Origin of the sequence: Marinomonas sp. 5E14-1 (genome assembly GCF_039939215.1) — a bacterium.
GTDB lineage: Bacteria > Pseudomonadota > Gammaproteobacteria > Pseudomonadales > Marinomonadaceae > Marinomonas.
Genome location: NZ_JBDXMW010000001.1, coordinates 69250 through 89380, shown reverse-complemented (window position 1 = coordinate 89380; position 20131 = coordinate 69250). Strand labels below are relative to the sequence as shown.

Here is a 20131-nt window from a genome sequence, read left to right as displayed (position 1 = left end):
TTTATATAAATGACCGACTTATCAATTTTACTTCAATCTAAGATGCCGTTGGCTGCTTGGATTATAGACATAGAAAACGCGACTATTCCTTGGTTTAACGAAGCGGCAGAAGCCTTGTTAGCTGATTCTTTGGACGATATAAAATCTGGCCGACGAGTCATTTATGACGCTTTGCAGAACCGCCTTGCGATTCACTTAAGAGAGCTCGAAGAAGGGGCTGAATTACCCTTTAAATGGCCGTTCATCGCCAAAGATGGTTCTCACTACCAAGTAACAGGTTCTGTTATTTCAATCGGAAAAAGCCGCAAAGGGCTTTCCGTAGAAGCTCGTCCTTGTGTTTCATCTCTTGCTTCAGATGTTTCTGAAAAACATCACATTTCTGGCTTGCTTCCTTCAAAATTGAGTAGCCACGTTGGCTTGTTGTCCCAGTTTAAAACCTTGTCCTTTGGTGTGTTTGATAAAAGCGGTCAGTACATAGGCTCAAGTGAATGCTTTTCTCAGCTATTTGGTGATCTATCGGGCATTCGTGACTTATTCGCGGTATCCAGTGCAGCGAACAGCTTTGTTCGTCGAATCGAAAAGCAAGAAAATATTTCCCAAGAAATTCGATTGTCTACGAAATATGGGGTTCGTTGGCATCAGATTGAAGTGACCCACAATGCAGAAAACGGTCACGTTTATTTGTTGGTTCGCGATATCCAAGAAAAAAGAGATCACGAAGTCGAGCTTTATCGTTTAAAAAACTACGATATTTTGACTCAATTACCTAACCGAAACCTACTTTATCAGCAGCTAGAAAGTGCCTTAGCTAATGCAAAAAAGCGGCAGCGAGAATTTGGTCTTTTATATCTAGATTTAGATGGCTTCAAGGTAATTAATGATAACTTTGGCCATCGTGTTGGTGATGAGCTGGTTCAGAGGGTTGCTGAACGTATTAAAGGTAGTATACCGCCAACAGCTTGTTTGTATCGATTAGGTGGTGACGAATTTGTTGTTGTTTTAGAGATGACGAACAACACACAAGAATTAGAAAACATTGCTAATAACATCAAGCAGAGCGCCAGTAATACCTACCTTGTGGCCGATATGGAAATGATGATTACGGCTAGTATTGGCATTGCAAGTTATCCAAGCCACGCTGACGATATTGATAACTTGTTAAAAAATGCCGACGCTGCTATGTATCGAGCAAAGGCAATGGGTCACAACATGTATTGTATTTATGAAGGTCTCATGGCTGAAAATATCAATGCTCATTTGACCTTAGGTAGTGGCTTGCGAAAAGCCATTGAGGAAGAAGAGTTTGTACTTCATTACCAACCTAAAATCCGCCTTCCAGATGAAACTGTTGTGGGTGCAGAAGCGCTTATTCGTTGGGTGCATCCAGAATTAGGTATGATCAGCCCAGATAAATTTATTCCTTTGGCAGAAGAGAGTGGTTTGATTCTTCCGTTAGGGGAGTGGGTGATTCGAAGAGCGTGTCGTCAGCTACAAGAATGGCGTGAGTCTGGTCATCCTCCCATTAAGCTTTCGGTGAATTTATCGGGGCGTCAGTTTATGCAGGCAGACTTGGTGGAAATGGTTAAGCGTGTGTTGGAAGAGGCAGGCGTTGATCCTGAATACCTAGAACTTGAGCTGACTGAAAGCATGCTGATGACAGACGCACAGCAGTCTATTGAAAAGCTACATGGCTTCCGTGAACTGGGTTTAACACTCTCTATTGATGATTTTGGTACTGGCTATTCTTCACTCGCTTATTTGAAGAAGTTCCCAATTCAAACCCTTAAAATAGACAGATCATTCATTAATGATTTGGGTATTAACCATGACAATGATGCGATTGTGAAAGCGACCATTGCCATGGCAAACAGTTTGAATTTGAAAATCATTGCGGAAGGCGTAGAAAACCGTTCTCAAGTGGACAAACTCAATCATTATGATTGTTTAGAAGTGCAAGGCTACTTGTTCTCTAAGCCGTTAGACAGTGTGGATTTTTTGGCGTATATGCAAAGCAATAGTATAAATAATGCTTGTGCTGTCTTAGCGTAAATCACGTTTATTTATGACTTTTAGACTTTGTTTTCATAGCGAAGAGTAGCTCGCTTCTTTATACTCTCAACATTTGGTGTTCAGTGTGCTTTTTAAAAGTGCCGCATTGTGAGAACGTCAATTAACAAAAAATGGATGCCTCGTGAGAACGCTTGAAAATCTTTCTTGTCCGATAGACTCGCTGTCACTCAGTTGTGATGGTAACAGTCTAAAGTGTGACAACGGACACACTTATGATTTAGCCAAAACTGGCTATGTGAATCTTCTACCTGTACAAAATAAACGTTCTAAAGACCCAGGCGACAGCAAAGCTATGGTGGCGGCTCGCCAAGCCTTTTTGAACCAAGATTTTTATTATCCGATTGTAGAAGCTGTCTTAGACACTTGGCCAAAAGAGCATTTAGCCAGTGGTGTCAGAATATTAGATGCTGGCTGTGGTGAAGGTTATTACCTGAATGAAATAAATAAGCTCTTGCTGGCACAACAAATTGAAGCCGAACTAACTGGTTTGGATATTTCAAAATGGGCGATAACCGCGGCCAGCAAACGAAATAAAAGCATCAGCTGGTTAGTTGGCAGTAATGCAAGTTTGCCGACGCCAGCCGAACGATTTGACGCTATTTTATGCTTGTTTGGTTTTCCTATCTTTAATGAGTTTTCAAGAGCATTGACTGATTCCGGTTTATTGCTTCTGGTTGAGTCTGGTGCCAATCATTTGATTGAACTGCGTCAGATATTGTATCCCTCCATTCATGAGCACAAACCAACTCACAGCGAAGGTGTTAATGGGTTTGAACTTGTGTCTGAAGAGGCGAGAAACTTTGAATTTACATTGAGTTCTCAAGCTGCAATTCAAGATCTATTAAGTATGACACCTCATATCCATAAAGCGTCTTATGATGGAAAAGAGGCGGTGAAAAAGCTTGAGTCTATTAATTTAACTGCGGATATAAAACTCCGTTGGTATCGTAAAAAACTGCCGGAGTAGGTTATGTCCAATAAGTTGACGGAATTGTTCGATAAAAACAGGGAATGGGCGGCCAAAGTTACGGAAGAAGACCCTGCATTTTTTGAAACTTTGTCAAAGCAACAAATGCCTGAATACCTCTGGATTGGTTGTGCTGATAGCCGTGTTCCAGCAAACCAAATTGTTGATCTATTACCGGGTGAAGTTTTTGTGCACCGCAATATCGCCAATGTTGTTGTTCACACAGACTTGAATTGTTTGTCCGTGATTCAATTTGCTGTTGATGTGTTAAAAGTGAAGCACATTATGGTGGTTGGTCATTATGGCTGTGGTGGTATCAAAGCCGCAATGGGAACAGAAGAACATGGCATGATAGATAACTGGCTACGTCACATTAAAGATGTGTATCGCCTGCATAAGCAAGAAATTGACAGCATCGAAGATGAGCATGCTCGCTTCGATCGTATGTGTGAATTAAACGTAGTGGAGCAAGTTGCGAACGTTTGTCAAAGTAGTATTGTTCAAAACGCATGGCGCATTGGCCAAGAGCTTCATATACATGGTTGGTGTTACAGCTTAGGAAATGGTCACATTAAAGATTTAGAAGTGACGGTTTCTAGTGCTGGAGAATCAAGGGCACAACTGAATAATATGTAATTTAGATGACGTATCTCTTAATAAAGAATAAAAAAGAACGAGCTAAGTGCTCGTTCTTTTTTATTCTTTGATTGAAAGTTTTTGAAGTACCTAAAGGTAAGAACGGATTTTATAAATTATTGTTCTCTGCAATGGTTCTTGCACAACCAGCAATAGTGGAGCGAATCCAAATATGTCCCGGATCATGTTGTAGTAAAGGACTCCAAAGCATTTTTAATTCTACTGGCGGAATCTCAAATGGTGGCGGTAGCACGACAACATTTTCGTTGTCTTTCATTAAGCGTGTTGCCAGTGATGGCAAAGTCGCGATTAAACCTAACTGCTCTGTTGCTCGCATGGCGACATTATAGTTACGAGTAAACAAACGGATATTACGTTTGAACCCTAAATCTGCCAAGGAACCATCTACCCAACCAAGCTTTTGCACTTCTTCTGGTTGAATGCCAACACCCACACCGAAGCCTGTTTTACTCACCCAGACATGAGGAGAAGCAAGGTAGGTTTCTAGACTAAAGTCTTGGGCGATATCGGAATTAGCTGGCACTAAGCAAGAGAAATGGTCAACCCAGACGGATTTTTGGTGGAAAGACTGAGGCAGTGTTTCAAAGCGGTTAATGACCAAATCCACTTTGCCTTTTTCTACATCGTGAAAGCTAACATCACTTGGATTCATCACATCTAGAATGACATTTGGTGCTTCTTCTTGCAGTTTTTCCATCAAAGGGGGAATTAAGGTTGCTTCTGCGTAATCACTCGCCATAATGCGGAAAACACGAGAGCTGGACTCGGCTTCGAAGCTTTGCCCTAAATGCAATACTTCATCGACTGATTGAAGAATGCTTCGTACGCGAGGTTGCAGTTGAATGGCCAGTGCCGTTGGCATCATGCCATCGCTGGTTCTTACCAACAAAGGGTCATGAAATAAATCTCTTAAACGTCGTAATCCGTTACTCATGGCAGGTTGTGTGATGCCAAGCTGATTGGCTGCATGGGTAACGTTTTGCTCTCTCAATAAGGAATCTAAATAACGAAGTAAATTAAGATCTATTTTATCTAACTGCATATATGAAAGGGCTCATCCACTAACCGTAGGGGCTGCATCATACTGTATTTCGCATACAAATAGAATGATGCTCCTAAATTCCGTAATAGTTTAGCGTAACTTGGTGAGCAAGCTGATCACCTCATAGCAAGCTCCCATGGTGTGATAATCGGTTTTACCCGCCGGGCTTTTATTATCATCGAAAGCTTTGTTGTCTTGAGTCAGGATTCGAAACCAAGCGCCGTATTGATGATCTACCATGTGCGACCAACTGTAATCCCATAATGCGTTGTATTTATCCCAGTATTCTTCCTCTTGAGTGGCCTCTGCTAATAAGGCTGCAGCGGCGAAAGATTCCGCTTGAACCCAGAAGTATTTATCGCCGTCGCAAACTTTTCCCTTGATGTCGTAACCGTAGCAAAGGCCGCCGTGTCGTTTGTCCCACGCTTTTGTCCAAGCATGATCAAAGAGTGCTTTTGCTTTTGGTATCAGCCAGTCTTGAGGTGATCTTTGATGAATCAATAGTAATAACTTTGCCCATTCAGTCTGATGACCAGATTGAAATCCCCAAGGTCTGAATAAATGCTTTGGATCCTGTTTATTATAGTCCCAATCAACCTGCCAAGTTTCGGTGTAATGCTCCCAAATTTCACCATTCGCGAGTTCTGCTTGGCGAAGGCAAATATGCTTTGCCAATAACTTTGCACGCTCTAAATAATAGGTTTCTTGTGTGGCATCGTAGGCAGCAAGAAGAGCTTCACAGGTGTGCATATTGGCATTCTGGCCGCGATAGGTGGAGGTTTGTTGCCAATCGCTAGAAATCTCATCCTTATAGAGACTAAACCCTGAGTCCCAGAAGTGTTGCTCCATTAAATCAAAGGTTTCTTTGATCCAAGGTTTTGCCTCTTCGGCACCTGCTTTACAGGCTGTGGCGTAAACAAGAAGAACAAAAGCCAAGCCATAACAATGGTTGGTCTCATCAATATTTTGGTCTTTATTGAGAAGCCAAACATAGCCGCCGTTGTCTCGACGATGTCGAGTTCTCAAGTAGTTCAAACCATGTCTAGTTGCTTCTAAATATTCTGGTTTTCCTTCTGCTTCATAGGCTTTGGCATAGTTGAAAACAAAACGTGTGCTGCTGACCAAATGGCGTGTGTCTGTGTCGTAAATATCGCCATTGTCTTTGAAGAACTGAAAGTAGCCGCCGTTTGGATCGAGACAATGTGGATGATAAAAATCCATCGTTGTTTGAATGTGACGTTTTAAAAACTCAGGAGACTGGAAGTCTGACATGATGCAATCCTTTAGTTTTGGCGTTTCCTTCGTTTTCTGCTTTTGCATGGAAAATGAGGTGAGCCTTGTTATTTTTATTAATACTTTTTTGATCGTTATTTCATACTAATGAGGTTATAGTTTTTAATCAATTAGATTTATTAAATCTAATTGATTAATTTACAGGCACGAAAACTAGAGTAAATTATATGAAATCATCCGGCAGTACCTCTGAGCAAAGTCGCATCTACAATGAACGAATCATTCTTCACCTAGTAAGGCAGTACCCTGAAATTTCTCGTGTCAGCATTGCCGAACGTACGGGGTTGAGCGCTCAGACGATTTCTGTAATCACTTCTTCTTTACTTGAGAGGCAACTGCTGAATGTAACGGGTAAGGTGAAAGGTCGTCGAGGGCAGCCTTCTATTAAGTTAAGTGTCAATGAAAAGGGCGCTTATGGGTTGGGTATCAATGTTGACCGTGACCACATTAGTGCTGCACTGCTAGATTTCAGTGGCGCTTGTGTTTTGCTGTTGGAACGCTCGGTTTCTTTTCCAACAGAGGCGCTAGCGAAAGACATTGCTCAAGACTTAATCGAAGAAGTGAAGATCACTTTAGGAGCAGATTGGAGTAAGGTCCAGGGAATTGGCTTGGCAAGACCAGATTATATGGATGCTTGGCTTGATACATTGGTAACGGATTCTCATCAAAGAGCGGATTTAATTAGTCTGAAAGTTGCATTGGCCTATTGGCAATCGGATGCTTTTGAAGCGTGGTTAGCTGAAGTGACAGGATTAACCTGTTTTGTGGAATTGGATTCCGGCGCAGCCGCCACCAGCGAACTCTTATTAAGCCCGGATTCACCGCAGCATTTCTTTTATCTTTTTGTGAGTACGGCGTGCGGTGGTAGCTTTGTTGCAAATGGTGAATGTTACGCAGGCGCAACTGGCAAAGCGGGCAGCTTTGGCTTGATTTCAGCAGCAACAGGCAAACATGGTAAGTGGATTTTGGAAGCCTTGTCTTTGTCTTCATTAAAACGTTTTTTTGCAGAGCATCTTCAGGATTGGCCTGAGACAGGAGAAGTCTGGCTTACAGCTCCTGTTGCTCGTCTGACTGAACAATGGTCGCAAGAAGTGGCATTGGAAGTTCAGCCTGCTTTGGCGTCTGTTATTGCCTTGTATGATCCAGAAGCGATTTTGATCGGTGGACGTTTGCCAGAACCTGTCTTGGTTTCTCTTATTCGTCATATTGAAGAAACGCAAAAATCCCATAGTCTGTTGCCTCTGCCAGTCATTCGAGTGGCGCAAACCAGTTACAGTGCAGGGGTTTTAGGTGCTGCGGTATTACCGCTTTATGAGATGTTTGCGCCGCAAAAGGATATATTATTGGTGAATGCTAAAGAAAAATAATGCTTTACCTTAACCAATGACAATTACCTATAGAGGCAAGCAATCTACATGAGATTAGAAATACAGTGTGAAGACAGAATTGGCATGATACGCGAGATTCTAGATCTTTTTGTGCCGCATGAAATTGATATTCGCTTGATTGAAGTGGACACCAAGCAGCGTTGTATTTACTGTGGTTTCTCTGATATTCCCTTTTCTCAGCTACAAACCCTTTTGGCAGAAATTCGTCGATTAGACAGTGTAGAAGACGTCAAGACCGTCATGTTCACGCCATTTGAAAGAGAGCATCATTCTCTTCACCTTTTGCTGGAATCTTTACCGGATGGTGTGATTTCTATTGATCTAAAAGGTCGAATTACCATGATGACGGAACAAGCTGCCGAAGACTTAAATGTCACAGTGGTGGAGTGTTTATATCAACCGTTGTCGCAGGTGTTGAAAGGCGTCAGCCTTTCAAAAGACGTGTTAGGAAAGCAACAAAGCATTAGTAAGCGTATTCGTATTCGTAATAAGACTTTTTTATTGGAAATGAAGCCGATCTTTGTCTCCGACGAAGAAGGCACTGAAAACCTCGCCGGAAGTGTGATTTATTTGAAATCAGAATTGCGCTTGGACAAACAAGCCGCGCGTTTAAAACAAGCTCCAAATGCTGAAAACCTTTTGGAAGCCTATTTCCAACCTTCTGTTGTAAAAAGCTTTGCTATGCAAGAAACCCTAGCGAAAGCAGAAGCCTTTAGTAGCGGCAATGAACCTTTATTTGTCATGGGCGAAATGGGCTCTGGAAAGCGACACTTTGTAGAAGCCTTATTTCAATATTGGCAAAAGCATCAAGCTGACCCAGACGCGCAATTAATTATTCGCCCCGCCAACAGCTTAAATCAAGAAGATATATCAGCATTAGAGGGTGTTTCAGGCTGGCTGGTTTTAGAGGATATTGAGCATTTGGACAACACAGCTCAAGCGGCGCTGATGGCTTGGTTAAATCGTCAGCAGGGCGCTGGCATCAGTTTTGATAAAAGATTAAGAGTGATCAGTTTGTCGTCGCTTAGCGAGCAGGAGTTGCTTGGAAGCAAGGTGCTGAATAAGGCTTTGTATTTCTCTCTCGCCACTTTGGTGTTAACCATGCCGCCGTTACGGGAACGCAAGGAAGACATAGAAGGTTTGGTACAACAATTGGTATTGGCGTTAGCGGAAAGACACAAAGTCACCGTGCCGAATATTTCCAAAGAAGCCATGACGAAGTTAGCTTTATATGACTGGCCGGGCAACCTAAAAGAATTGCAAAACCGTTGCTTGCAAACCTTTTTGACGATGAAAGGAAAAAACTGGCAGGCTGAAGATGTGGCTCTGCCTGAAATGGATTTGATGTCGAATTTGAGTTTGATCAACAACTCATTGGATCAAACGGTGAAGCATTGGGAAGCTGAATTATTAAGACGATTGTACCCAGAGTTTCCTAGTTCCAGACGTTTGGCCAAAGCGGTGGGAATGAGTCACAGCACCATTGCAAACAAGCTAAAAGAATATGGGATAGGAACAAAATAGCCGCATCGGAAAGCTTTCCAATGCGGCTATTTTTCTATTCATCTTAAAAAGAGACTAATGGAATAGAAGGGAATTAGTATGGGCGTCTATGACGGGGCGTCGGGCGACGAACTTCTTCACGCTCAATTTTGATCGGTTGCAGCTTTGATTTTGGCTGAGCTACGCTTTTTTGAATGTTCTTTGCCAAGAAAGCAATCACGGCACAAGCCGCTACGAAAAGTAAAAATTCAAACATGGCATTTCTCCAAACTAATTATTCTTGTTTACCATCATGTTTCATTTTGATGATTTAGTATAGTCCATTATGTTGTCTTTTAGTTAATGTAGGGGATTGTTTAAAAATCAACCCTTCACAAACGTTTTCTAAAAAACGGTCACAAGTCGTATCTTTTTCTTAAAAGCTTTGCTACACCATCTTTATCGTGATGATCGATGACATCGGTCGCCGCATCTTTGATGTGGTTGTGAGCATTCTCTGTCGCAAAGGCTTCATTGGAAACGGAGAACATAGACAAATCATTATCGCCGTCGCCAAACACCGTTAATCGTTCGGCACCAATTTCTTCTTTAAGTTCCATTAAAGCCGAGCCTTTACAGACATTGCTGTGATGTATGTCTAGCCAGTAAGCGTCTGGATTATAGATGCCACCACCAGAATAAGCCGTTAAGTGATCGTGTTTGTTACTTGCTTCAACAATATGATTGATGAGCGTCGGGCTGCCCATAGCGCTGATATTGGTGATTTTCGCTTCGCTGGATAATTCCGTTAAAGGGTGAAGGCTCATGCTTTTATGATTACCAAGCTCATTGGCAATGTGATCACTCATGTGGCCATTTAAAGGCGCATGATAAACACGATGTGAGCCGTCATCTTCTAAACAAAAGATAAAAGGTGTGACTTGGTGTTCTTCAAAAGAAGACAGCAAATCTGTGATGTGACCTTGAGATAATAAGTTGCGGTGGCGATATTGGCTTTGTGAAGGATTCCACCATTCCACGCCATTTTTAAAAATCTGCCAATGAGGAAAATCATGACCTTGGATACAAGGCATGGCGGCAAGGTGAGTTCGTCCTGTCGCGACAGTGTAAAAGATGCCAGCAGACTTTAAACGCTCAAGAGTGTCTATTGTGTATTCAGAAAGACGTTGGTGCCGATTCAGTAGCGTACCATCTAAATCAAATGCGACTAATTCCATAACCACCTCATATATTAAGTGTTCGAAACTATGGCTTTTTTAGGTGCTGAACTCAATTATTCATCATGAAAAGACCGTAGCAAGTTCATTGCTGCGGTCAACTTTGTTAGCTTTTTGGTGTTAGGGCAATTGCGTTGAAAGTAATGCCGCTCCAGCCATTTTGAATGAATTGACGGATGTTTTGATGGTCACTGCCTTCTGGATTTTGAAGTACATCAACACGGTAGAAATCACCGAACAAATGCAATGTGTCTGCTTCTGCTAATTGGTGAATAGCAGCAAAAGAAAAAATCTTACAAGAGCCATTGTTTTCATTGATGGCATTGTTTTGCTCACCATTTACAAATGAAGTTGGTGTGAAATCGTATTCTTGTTCGATTACTCCAATGACTTCTTTGAATTGAACCTGATCAGGTGATTGTTTGATTTTTTCGATTAGCGTTTGAGTATTTAACATTCAAGCTCCATAAAACTGAGTAAATTTTTCTAATTATACTGTGTCTGTCGGCGCGGCATACCGAGTTGTAACTTTAAAAATAACGAATGAGATAATGCCGCAGCTCGCCATAGTAGCAAGCATTGGGATAAAAGTACCATTGTGCAGCAGACTCACCACAGCACCGCCAAGGGCACCAAAGGCGAAACGTGACGTACCAGCCAACGCTGTAACACTGCCATTATGATTGCCAGCGTGTCTTAGTGCACCTGCCATGAAGCCACTTCCTAGAATTCCCATTGGCCCCATAAACAGCATGCTCGAAATGATGATAAGAGCCAAAGGTGGATGTTTGAAGAAGGTCAAAATGATCATCGCAATGGACGAAGATAACACCACAATAATGGCGTATTTCGATAAAAACTCTGTGCCCAATTTTTCTACGAAACGGCTGTTTATGGTAGATGCCGACATCATGGTAATAACGTTCAAGCCAACGAAGAAACCAAAATGTGCTGGGTCTACACCATAAAGCTCAATATAAACAAAAGAAGATCCGGTAATAAAACTCATCATCCCGCCGAAGAAAAAAGCAGAAGCGGCAAGGTAACCCAAAACAGTACGATTACTTAATAATCTTCCATAATTACCTATGGCATTAGAAAAAGAAAAAGGTGTGCGTTTTTCTACTGGCAGTGTTTCTGGAATGGTTAATAAAAACAGCGTCATTCCAATGAGTGATAAAATGCACAGAAAGCCGAAAATATAGTGCCAGCTCAATACGGTTAAAATCGCACCACCAATAATCGGTGCGGCCAAAGGCGCCAATGCCATTACCAGCATAACCATCGACATGGCTTTGGCGAATTGGTTAATGGAGAGTCCATCCTTAACCAAGGCAGGAACACAAACAGCAACCGCTGCGCCGCCAAGCGCTTGAACCGCTCGACCGACTAAGAGCATTTCGTAATTCTGTGACAAGGCGCAGATTATACTGCCGATTGCGTAAATACTTAGGCCTCCCACCACGACTTTTCGACGGCCAATAGCGTCTGAAATTGGTCCAAAGAGGATTTGCAAAAAAGCGAAAACCAGCAAATACATGCTGACCGTCATTTGTACTAAATCGATATTGGTATCCAAATCTTGTGAAATCGTCGGAATACTAGGAAGGTATGCGTCGATTGCCATAGGAGTCAATCCCGCAAGCAACCCAAGTACTAGAATGATCGGCAGAGTCAGTTTCATATAATCGCTTACGTTGAGTGAATAAATAGGCACGAATTATAATATCTTTTTGCTTTTCTTGGCTGATTTAATTATACAAACAGTAAGTAAAGCGTACAGGAAATAGAGCCTGTTTTTATATTGTCTGGTTTTCAATTTACTAACGTGTTTCAATTTCGCACTTATTTTTAGGTAGGGTTTATGCCTACGAAACCGCAAAAACGTATTAAATGCCCTGCGGTGGATTTATAATTCATTCTGCTCTTAAAAGTTAGAGCCACTCTTCAAATTTGATAAGGAATTTTATGTTACGTTTTTTCGAAAAGTGGGTGCAGGCTTATCCTGAAGTGGAAGCAGTGCAGGCGCCTAAAACACTGTTCGCATTTTGTCGTTACTATTCGAAAGGCGTTGAAATTCCACTCATCCTTATGTCTCTTTTAACCGCTACCATGGCGATTTTAGAAGTAACCTTGTTTAGCTTCATGGGAAAGCTGGTGGATTGGCTAGTAAACAAAGATCCAGGTACATTTTTTGCTGAAGAGGGTATGCATTTATTACTAATGTCATTGATGGTGTTGGTCGTGATGCCATTGGTAACCTTTGTACATTCTGCGATTATCCATCAAACTTTGCTGGGCAATTACCCTATGCGAATTCGTTGGTTATCGCACCATTATATTTTGCGCCAAAGTATGTCCTTCTTTCAGGATGAATTTGCAGGGCGTATTTCCACTAAGGTGATGCAAACATCTCTTGCAGTGCGTGAAACCGTGATGAAGTTACTGGATGTATTGATGTACATTGCCGTGTACTTTGTTTCTATGGTGGTTTTAATCGCTAACGCCGATTACCGACTCATGTTGCCAATGCTCGCGTGGCTTGTGTTGTATATTTCTTTGCAGTTTTATTTTATTCCTAAGCTTAAGAAGATTTCAGCAGAACAGGCTGATGCGCGCTCGACAATGACAGGGCGAGTGGTAGACAGCTACAGCAATGTGTCTACGGTGAAGCTTTTTTCCCATCATCAACGTGAAGCTGAATACGCAAAAGAAGGCATGGATGGCTTTTTGCAAACCGTTTATCGACAAATGCGTCTTGTTACCATGCTGAATGTTGGTGTGCAGGGTTGTAATTACCTTTTAACTTTTTCCATTGCGGCACTGTCTATTTGGTTGTGGACGGACAGTGTTATCAGCGTTGGTGCCATTGCCATTGCTGTGAGTTTAGCGCTACGAATGAACGGTATGTCTCAATGGATTATGTGGGAAGTCAGCGCCTTGTTTGAAAATATCGGCATGGTAAACGACGGTATGAAAACACTGTCTCGCCCGATTGAAATTGAAGACAAAGCCGATGCGCCAGAATTAGTGGTTTCTAATGGTTCAATTGATTACGAAGCGGTGAATTTCCATTATGGAAAGCAGGACAGAAAAGTAATCGAGAATCTTGTTTTGTCGATCAAAGCGGGAGAAAAAGTCGGGCTTGTTGGTCGTTCTGGTGCCGGAAAATCCACCATAGTGAACTTGTTGATGCGCTTTTATGATATTGAGTCTGGGCAAATTAAAATTGATGGGCAAGATATTAGCCAAGTTCAGCAAGCGTCATTGCGATCTAAAATTGGCATGGTGACACAAGACACGTCTTTGCTGCATAGAACGGTGCGAGAGAACTTACTTTACGGTCGCCCAGAAGCGACAGAAGAAGAGATGGTTGCCGCCGCGAAAAAAGCCGAAGCCCATGAGTTTATTCAAACATTGACTGACCCATACGGTAATTCTGGCTACGATGCTATGGTGGGTGAGCGCGGGATCAAATTGTCTGGCGGACAGCGTCAGCGGATTGCCATTGCTCGAGTACTATTAAAAGACGCACCTTTACTGGTTCTGGACGAAGCTACGTCCGCTTTGGATTCAGAAGTAGAATCGGCAATTCAAGACAGCTTGTACAAACTCATGCAAGGTAAAACTGTAATCGCGATTGCACATCGACTTTCTACCATTGCCGCAATGGATCGCTTAGTCGTGTTAGATAAAGGTGTGATCGTTGAGCAGGGCAGCCATGAAGAGTTGATTCGAGGTAAAGGCATTTATGCTTCTTTGTGGGCACATCAAACTGGCGGTTTTTTAGCGGAAGATGTTGAGTTAGAAAAAGACGATATGGCACAGTAAAGAGCGTTACTCATACGCATTGCACTGTTTAGGAGAAGCACTATGATTTACCTGCTTTTGTTTTTAGCTATCTTGGCTGAAGTGGTCGCGACCACAGCATTAAAAGCGTCGGACTCTTTTACTAAGCTAGGGCCAAGTATTATTTTGGTGATGGGTTATGCGGTGTCTTTTTACCTGTTAAGTATCGTGATGCGTACTTTGCCAACAGGTGTGACTTACGCAATTTGGTCTGGTTTAGGGGTAGTTTTAATCTCTATCTTTGGCTATTTGTTTACCAATGAAAAGCTTGATGCCGCAGCCTGTGTTGGCATTTCTCTGATTGTGGCTGGTGTGGTGATCATTAACGTATTTTCTAAAACGGTGAGTCATTAACTCGTATTTAAGAAAGGCTTATTTGTTATGCATTACTGACCTATGAATGAGAATGAAAGAAAAACAGAAATGAAAAGAAAAGTAAAAAATGCGACTCAGTGAGTCGCGTTTTTTATGGTTTGATCAAAGTAAAACTAACTCGTTTTGATTTTGCCTTTTTTATTCGCCAACCATACGAATTGGTAAGGCATTAGGATAATCTTGCCTAAGTGATCTTCGTACACAGCATCAGAAACTAGGTCTGTCCATTCGTCTGTGGCAATCAAGTTTAGCTCAGACAAGTTAAAGCTCTGAGGCTGATCCGTCATGTTATAAACCGCAAATAGGCTTTGTCGTCTGTCTATGCTCTGCCTCCAAAACGCGAACAGATTGTCACCCATATGCAAAACGTATTGGGTTGCATTCGGGTGGAACGCAGGTTGAGCACGACGAATTTTCGTTAGCTGCGAAATACTTTGGAACACCTTTTGATGGTGAGTCGGTGTATTTAGCGCATGATCCAATTCACCCATGTCCCAAATATGTCGATTAATGGATCGAAAATGTCCTGTATTATCAACTCGCTCTAAGTCGTTTTCTGTGCCGAACAAGCTGTGAATGTAAAAGGCTGGAACACCTTCTAATGCCATCATTACACCGGCGGCACATAAGAAACGCGCAAACTGCCATTGGTCTGGGCCTTGCTGAGCTGAGCCAGATAAAGCGTTCCAAAGGCTGATGTTTATCTCGTAAGGCTTGGATTCACCTTGTGGTGTTGTTCGAGCGCTGAGTTTTCCCCCAAAACGCTTCATTGTGTTGATCAAGGTTTCCAGCTCCCATTCAGACAACAAGCCTTCTGTCGGGCGTAAACCAATACCATCGTGAGAAGCCAAAAAGTTCAAATAGGTTGTGCCTTGTTGTGCTGGCGGCATACTCATTAACCACTTTTTTAAGTGACTGAAATTACCCGTGACAAGACTGTTAATCAGCAATGGTGGCAAAGAGAAGTTATAGATTAAGTGCGCTTCATTGGCGTTACCAAAGTAAGTTAAGTTTTCTTGGTTCGGAATATTGGTTTCCGTGATGATTACAGACTCAGGTGCATAATGCTCAATCATCAAGCGCAATAAGCGAATCATTTCATGCGTTTGAGGAAGGTTAATACTGCTCGTGCCGGGTATTTTCCAAAGGAACGCCACAGCATCAAGGCGGAACCAGCGAATACCTTTTTCAAGGTATAAGCGGATAATGCCTAAGAACTCTAATAAAACTGCTGGGTTTTCAAAGTTCAAATCCACTTGGTCATGACTGAAAGTACACCAAACGTGTTTTGTCCCATTTTTGGTTTGTACTTCTCGTAGCAGCGGTGATGTTCTTGGACGAACCACTGCACTTAAATCAGAATTTGGGTCAGCTTCATAAAAGAAATCTGCACCCGGATGCACGCCCGCCTTGTAGTTTTCAAACCACATACTACGGCTCGAGCAATGGTTAATAACCAAATCACCCATGACTTTGAAGTCTTTGGCGAGATTCTCGACGTGATCCCATTTACCGCTCGACGGATTAACCGTGGTGTAATCCATCACACTAAAGCCATCATCTGAGCTGTACGGAAAAAACGGCAAAAGATGCACAGCAGAAATGCTGTCGGCTAATTTGCTTTTTACAAATTTGTGTAATGTCTCAAGTGGTGCTTCACCTTCGCATCGCAAGGTGTCAGCATAAGTAATCAGCATGATATCGGATTGATCCCATATATTATTATGGGGGCGAGGTGACTCTGTATTTGGATCAAGATGAAAGGTAGCTAAGCATTTTCGCGCCAACTCCGCCGTGTCCAAGTTTGGGTAAAGCACCTGCAAATGAACAATGAGCTTTTGTTCTAGATGCGACAGAGATACATTTTCCATAGTTACTTACCTGTCTTTCAATAAGTGGATGAAGCAACACTTAGGTATCCGAAAAAGGCTGCAGTCTTTTTCGGATACAAGCGAATTATTTTTTACCGTATTCGGCCATGTCTTGTTCAACCGCTTTAGCAAGTTGAGACATAACACCTGGGAATGCGCTGACTACGCGGTTCCAGCTTGGGATAAACGGTGTTTCCATAGGGTTTTCTAAATACTGGTTGCCGGCTTTCATGATATTGCTGGCGAACAATTCAACAGCTTGTTCTTCACTGTGAACATCAAGTTTTAGACCGTTGATTTCGGCATCATTTCGATAGGTTTCGATAAAGTCCAAAGCAACACGATAGTAAGTTGCTTTAATTGTACGGAAAGTCTCTTGATTGAAGATCGTGCCGTTGGTTGCCAATTTTCTGAAAATGGCTTTAGTGATATCAATCGACATTTTAGACAAACCACCATCGTCATTATCGGCGGATAAGTCTTGGTGTTTGTGGTCGTAAATATCTGCAATATCTACCTGACACAAGCGATTTGGTGAATAGTTACGGTACATTTCACTTAGCACGCCAATCTCTAAACCCCAATCACTTGGAATGCGTAAATCTGTCATAACATCGCGGCGGAAGGAGAACTCGCCAGCAAGCGGGTATTTGTAGCTATCTAGATATTCTAAATAGTCTAGATGGCCGAATACTTTTTTCAAGGAATGAAGTAAAGGTGTAACCAATAAACGGCTCACTCGGCCATTCATTTTGCCGTTAGCAGCACGAGCATAGAAGCCTTTACTGAACTCGTAGTTGAAATTTGGGTTCGCTACTGGATAAATGAGTCGAGCGAGTAATTCTCTGTCATAAGTCACAATGTCACAGTCGTGCATGGCAATAGATTCTGCTTTACCCGCCGCTAAGTTGTAGCCCATGCAGAACCAAACATTTCGACCTTTACCTGGATCGGAAGGCGAAAGGTGCTCGCCTTTCAAAACACTGTCGATTTCTCTTAAACGAGGGCCATCATTCCAAAGTACCTTGTAGTTCTGTGGTAACACACTAAAGAATTCTAGAGCATGGCGGTATTGCTCTTCTGTTGCTCTGTCTAAGCCGATGATGATTTCAGAAAGGTAAGGAACCTGTTGCAAATGCTTAATGATATTCGGCATTGCATCTGTTTCTAGTTCAGAATACAGGCAAGGCAAAATAAGAGACATAGGACGTGTTTTTGCAAACTCGCACAGCTCTTTTTCCATTTCTTCTAACGGGCGGTTCGCCAAGTTATGGAGTGTCGTAATGATGCCGTTCTGATGAAAATCGCCCATGAAAATCTCCTAATAAAATACAAATAATAATTTTTGTTTGAGTAAATCTAAAAACCACAAAGCTAAATAATACCTTGTTTGCTTAATACTAAATCTATGGCTTGCGCCCAACCTTCTGGTCCATAACCATCGGTCAACCAAGCGTCGATACGATTAGGGACTTCTGGTGGCGCATGCACTGGCGAGCGTATAACAACCGGAATATCGGCTTCGCTTAACATGCCAATGTCATTTTCACCGTCGCCCAACGCCATAGTGGTAATTTCCTCGTCACTTTGGCTGGCGTACAAATCGGTTAGCCAAAGCATGGCATTGGCTTTATCGCAGTGTTTGCCCATTAAATGGGAGAAACGACCGCCTTTTTGAATTTGCACACCAAAAGGCGCTAGGTATTCTCTTAACTGGTTTAATGCCACATTTGAATCTGTCCAGACCATAGGTTCAGTGAACTCTCGTTGCATGGCTAATGTGGCGTTCTCTTCATTCAAGCCGGTTAATGTCATCAGCTCTTGGCAGGAAATATCGCTGAAACGCTTGAAAGTGTAGTTGTCTTTCTGGCTGTCTGTTAGCTCAATCAAAGTGCTGCGCTTGGGGCCAAAGGCTTTTACCCAATAGTCGCCACAATCTTCTAATTCTTCATCGATAAAGAGGGACAAATGCTTAGGAATATAAACAGCAGAACCGTTCTCTACGATGAAAGGATCTTGGTGATCCAACGCCTCTCGCAAAGAAAGTAATTCATGAAATGTCTTGCTGGTATTGATAACACAAGGAATAGAAAAGGTTTTTAACGACTGTAATGCCGTTTGTGCGGGAACAAAACTGTATGTGTGATGGTCAAGTAAAGTACCATCTAAATCCGAAAATACTAGAAGACTCGTCATGTAGATTCCATATTTAGGTGACCAAAAATAACTGGTCAGCGTTACTGTTAGGCTTGCAAAACTGGTGCCAGTGATTAAAACTGGCCGAATTTCTCCAACTAAGGTACTGGTTCAGGTTAACTGAACTTTTAAACAAATAAATGACAGCTTCACTACGGTTATATGTCTTAATTGCTCTCTCCTTATTAGCCTTTGCGGCCAACTCTATACTCTGTCGATTAGCGTTAGATGGCGGATTAATTGACCCAGCTAACTTCACCATGTGGCGCTTAGTCAGCGGTGCTATTACCTTGGCATTGCTTTGTGTTTTGCAAAGCATGAAGCAAAACAGCATCTCTCTAAAAAAGGTGTGGTTAGAGGGTAGTTGGTTATCTGCGTTTTCGCTGTTTATTTATGCGATTGGCTTCTCTTACGCTTACGTCACATTAGAGACAGGGATTGGTGCGCTGATACTTTTTGGTGCTGTTCAACTAACACTGATTCTGATGGCAGTTTGGGCAGGGCAGAAGCTTAAATCCCTTGAGTGGATCGGCTTAATTGTTGCCTTTGCGAGCTTTGTGTATTTGGTCTTTCCGACCTTGTCTTCGCCTTCATTGATTGGCTTTATCTTAATGACATTCGCAGGCATTGCTTGGGGACTTTACACTTGGCGTGGAAAGATTTCTTCACTGCCATTATTCGCGACTGCATCCAACTTCATACGCACTGTACCTATTCTAATTATTGCTTTGATATGTATTGGTTTTTTGGAAGGCTACAGCTTAACAACCGGCAGTTCAGAGGGGATAATATTCGCCATTGTTTCAGGGGCTTTAATGTCAGGTGTTGGTTATGCACTTTGGTACGCTGTATTGCCTTCGCTTAGTGCTTCTTTAGCAGCTGTTTTGCAATTGTTAGTGCCAATTATCGCAACGATTGGCGGCGTTATTTTTGCCAGTGAGGCTGTTACTTTGCATCTCATTATTGCAACCGCAGGTGTATTAGGTGGGGTTTTATTGGTCATCTTAGGGAAAAAGAAAAAAGCTTAATTTGCCTTGTTTTGGTGCGATAAACCTTCCTTGCATCAAAATAGACAAACCTGTGAATCAAAACAGGATGCTTAAAAAGGCATTAAAATGAACTCAAAAAGCCAAGCTTATGTTTGGCTTTTTTCTGCCTAAATAAAATGAAAGGAACTTTATAGAGAGATAAGCGCTCTTAATAAAACTCGGCAAAAATAAGAGAAAGAATGGTGAAAAGTAGAATGTTAATTCAATGGTTTTCCTTTGTAGTGTGTATTCTATCTAGCTCTGCTATGGCGAATGAACCAGTGAGTACCGGATATTGGAGCAACTCGGCCATCGGTGGGCTCGATGTATTAGATTATTATCGTGAAGATGTTGAAGGTAGCAGCTCAGTGACAAAAGGCTCTGAGCAATTTGTGGTGATATGGAACGGCGCAGAGTGGCATTTTGAAAGCCAAACATCGGCGGATAAATTTGCCGCCGATCCTGATAAATACGTTCCTCGTTACAACGGTTTTTGTGCTAATGCATTGGCGTTAGGCGAGGGCTTAATTCCTACTAGCGGTCAGGTTTGGGAATTCTTCGGAGAAGAACTGCATTTGTTTTTTGCAGAACGCGGACGCCAAAGATGGTTAAATGGCGATTGGAAAACTTACCAAGCGAAAGCGGATAGAGCTTGGCAAGCTTCTCTTAATTAAG

At 42.2% G+C, this 20131-nt stretch carries 18 protein-coding genes; 9 read left to right on the top strand and 9 right to left on the bottom strand.

The window, feature by feature from the left end; genetic code table 11:
• Positions 1-9 precede the first annotated feature (9 nt).
• The 3 genes from ABFY09_RS00410 (at position 10) to can (ending at position 3673) form a co-directional block, all read left to right on the top strand.
• Entirely contained in the window at positions 10-2049 is a 2040-nt protein-coding gene (locus tag ABFY09_RS00410) for an EAL domain-containing protein (protein ID WP_347982317.1), read from the top strand.
• A 142-nt stretch (positions 2050-2191) separates the two neighbouring features.
• Entirely contained in the window at positions 2192-3037 is an 846-nt protein-coding gene (locus ABFY09_RS00405; protein ID WP_347982316.1) for a putative RNA methyltransferase, read from the top strand.
• A 3-nt stretch (positions 3038-3040) separates the two neighbouring features.
• On the top strand, positions 3041-3673 hold the full coding sequence (can, locus tag ABFY09_RS00400) for a carbonate dehydratase (RefSeq protein ID WP_347982315.1): 633 nt from the start codon (positions 3041-3043) through the stop codon (positions 3671-3673).
• 109 nt (positions 3674-3782) lie between these two features.
• On the opposite strand, the gene ABFY09_RS00395 is transcribed toward can, so the two are convergent.
• Together ABFY09_RS00395 and ABFY09_RS00390 are read right to left on the bottom strand one after the other, a co-directional pair.
• The gene (locus ABFY09_RS00395; RefSeq protein WP_347982314.1) at positions 3783-4736 is read right to left on the bottom strand and encodes a LysR family transcriptional regulator; all 954 of its coding nucleotides are present in this window, start codon (positions 4734-4736) and stop codon (positions 3783-3785) included.
• Between the two features lie 90 nt (positions 4737-4826).
• Positions 4827-6008 (bottom strand): AGE family epimerase/isomerase, encoded by a 1182-nt coding sequence (locus tag ABFY09_RS00390; protein ID WP_347982313.1) that lies wholly within the window; start codon positions 6006-6008, stop codon positions 4827-4829.
• A gap of 188 nt (positions 6009-6196) precedes the next feature.
• Here ABFY09_RS00390 and ABFY09_RS00385 point away from each other — a divergent pair, with 188 nt between their 5' ends.
• Both ABFY09_RS00385 and ABFY09_RS00380 read left to right on the top strand, forming a co-directional pair.
• Entirely contained in the window at positions 6197-7396 is a 1200-nt protein-coding gene (locus ABFY09_RS00385) for an ROK family protein (RefSeq protein WP_347982312.1), read from the top strand.
• A 48-nt stretch (positions 7397-7444) separates the two neighbouring features.
• The gene (locus ABFY09_RS00380) at positions 7445-8941 is read left to right on the top strand and encodes a TyrR/PhhR family helix-turn-helix DNA-binding protein (protein ID WP_347982311.1); all 1497 of its coding nucleotides are present in this window, start codon (positions 7445-7447) and stop codon (positions 8939-8941) included.
• A 73-nt stretch (positions 8942-9014) separates the two neighbouring features.
• Here ABFY09_RS00380 and ABFY09_RS00375 read toward each other — a convergent pair whose 3' ends face one another.
• From ABFY09_RS00375 to ABFY09_RS00360, 4 genes are all read right to left on the bottom strand, one after another.
• Positions 9015-9176, bottom strand: a complete 162-nt coding sequence (locus ABFY09_RS00375; protein ID WP_317004484.1) for a hypothetical protein — start codon at positions 9174-9176, stop codon at positions 9015-9017.
• Positions 9177-9315: 139 nt separating this feature from the next.
• Entirely contained in the window at positions 9316-10137 is an 822-nt protein-coding gene (locus tag ABFY09_RS00370; RefSeq protein WP_347982310.1) for an HAD family hydrolase, read from the bottom strand.
• 106 nt (positions 10138-10243) lie between these two features.
• A complete protein-coding gene (locus ABFY09_RS00365; protein WP_317004482.1) occupies positions 10244-10594 on the bottom strand; it encodes a HopJ type III effector protein in 351 nt (116 codons plus the stop codon).
• A gap of 33 nt (positions 10595-10627) precedes the next feature.
• Positions 10628-11821, bottom strand: coding sequence for a Bcr/CflA family multidrug efflux MFS transporter (locus tag ABFY09_RS00360; protein WP_347982309.1), 1194 nt, complete (start codon positions 11819-11821; stop codon positions 10628-10630).
• Between the two features lie 284 nt (positions 11822-12105).
• On the opposite strand from ABFY09_RS00360, the gene ABFY09_RS00355 reads away from it, so the two are divergent.
• Positions 12106-13968 (top strand): ABC transporter ATP-binding protein, encoded by a 1863-nt coding sequence (locus ABFY09_RS00355; RefSeq protein ID WP_347982308.1) that lies wholly within the window; start codon positions 12106-12108, stop codon positions 13966-13968.
• A gap of 42 nt (positions 13969-14010) precedes the next feature.
• On the top strand, positions 14011-14340 hold the full coding sequence (locus ABFY09_RS00350) for an SMR family transporter (RefSeq protein ID WP_347982307.1): 330 nt from the start codon (positions 14011-14013) through the stop codon (positions 14338-14340).
• 134 nt (positions 14341-14474) lie between these two features.
• Here ABFY09_RS00350 and ABFY09_RS00345 read toward each other — a convergent pair whose 3' ends face one another.
• The 3 genes from ABFY09_RS00345 to ABFY09_RS00335 all read right to left on the bottom strand — a co-directional run bounded on the left by ABFY09_RS00345 (position 14475) and on the right by ABFY09_RS00335 (position 18428).
• Entirely contained in the window at positions 14475-16232 is a 1758-nt protein-coding gene (locus ABFY09_RS00345) for an alpha-amylase family glycosyl hydrolase (protein WP_347982306.1), read from the bottom strand.
• A gap of 85 nt (positions 16233-16317) precedes the next feature.
• Positions 16318-17544, bottom strand: a complete 1227-nt coding sequence (locus ABFY09_RS00340; protein WP_347982305.1) for a glycosyl transferase — start codon at positions 17542-17544, stop codon at positions 16318-16320.
• Positions 17545-17606: 62 nt separating this feature from the next.
• Complete coding sequence (locus tag ABFY09_RS00335; RefSeq protein WP_347982304.1) at positions 17607-18428, bottom strand: HAD-IIB family hydrolase; 822 nt, start codon at positions 18426-18428, stop codon at positions 17607-17609.
• A gap of 140 nt (positions 18429-18568) precedes the next feature.
• Here ABFY09_RS00335 and ABFY09_RS00330 point away from each other — a divergent pair, with 140 nt between their 5' ends.
• The gene (locus ABFY09_RS00330) at positions 18569-19456 is read left to right on the top strand and encodes a DMT family transporter (RefSeq protein ID WP_347982303.1); all 888 of its coding nucleotides are present in this window, start codon (positions 18569-18571) and stop codon (positions 19454-19456) included.
• 200 nt (positions 19457-19656) lie between these two features.
• A complete protein-coding gene (locus ABFY09_RS00325; protein WP_347982302.1) occupies positions 19657-20130 on the top strand; it encodes a YHS domain-containing (seleno)protein in 474 nt (157 codons plus the stop codon).
• Position 20131: the final 1 nt, after the last annotated feature.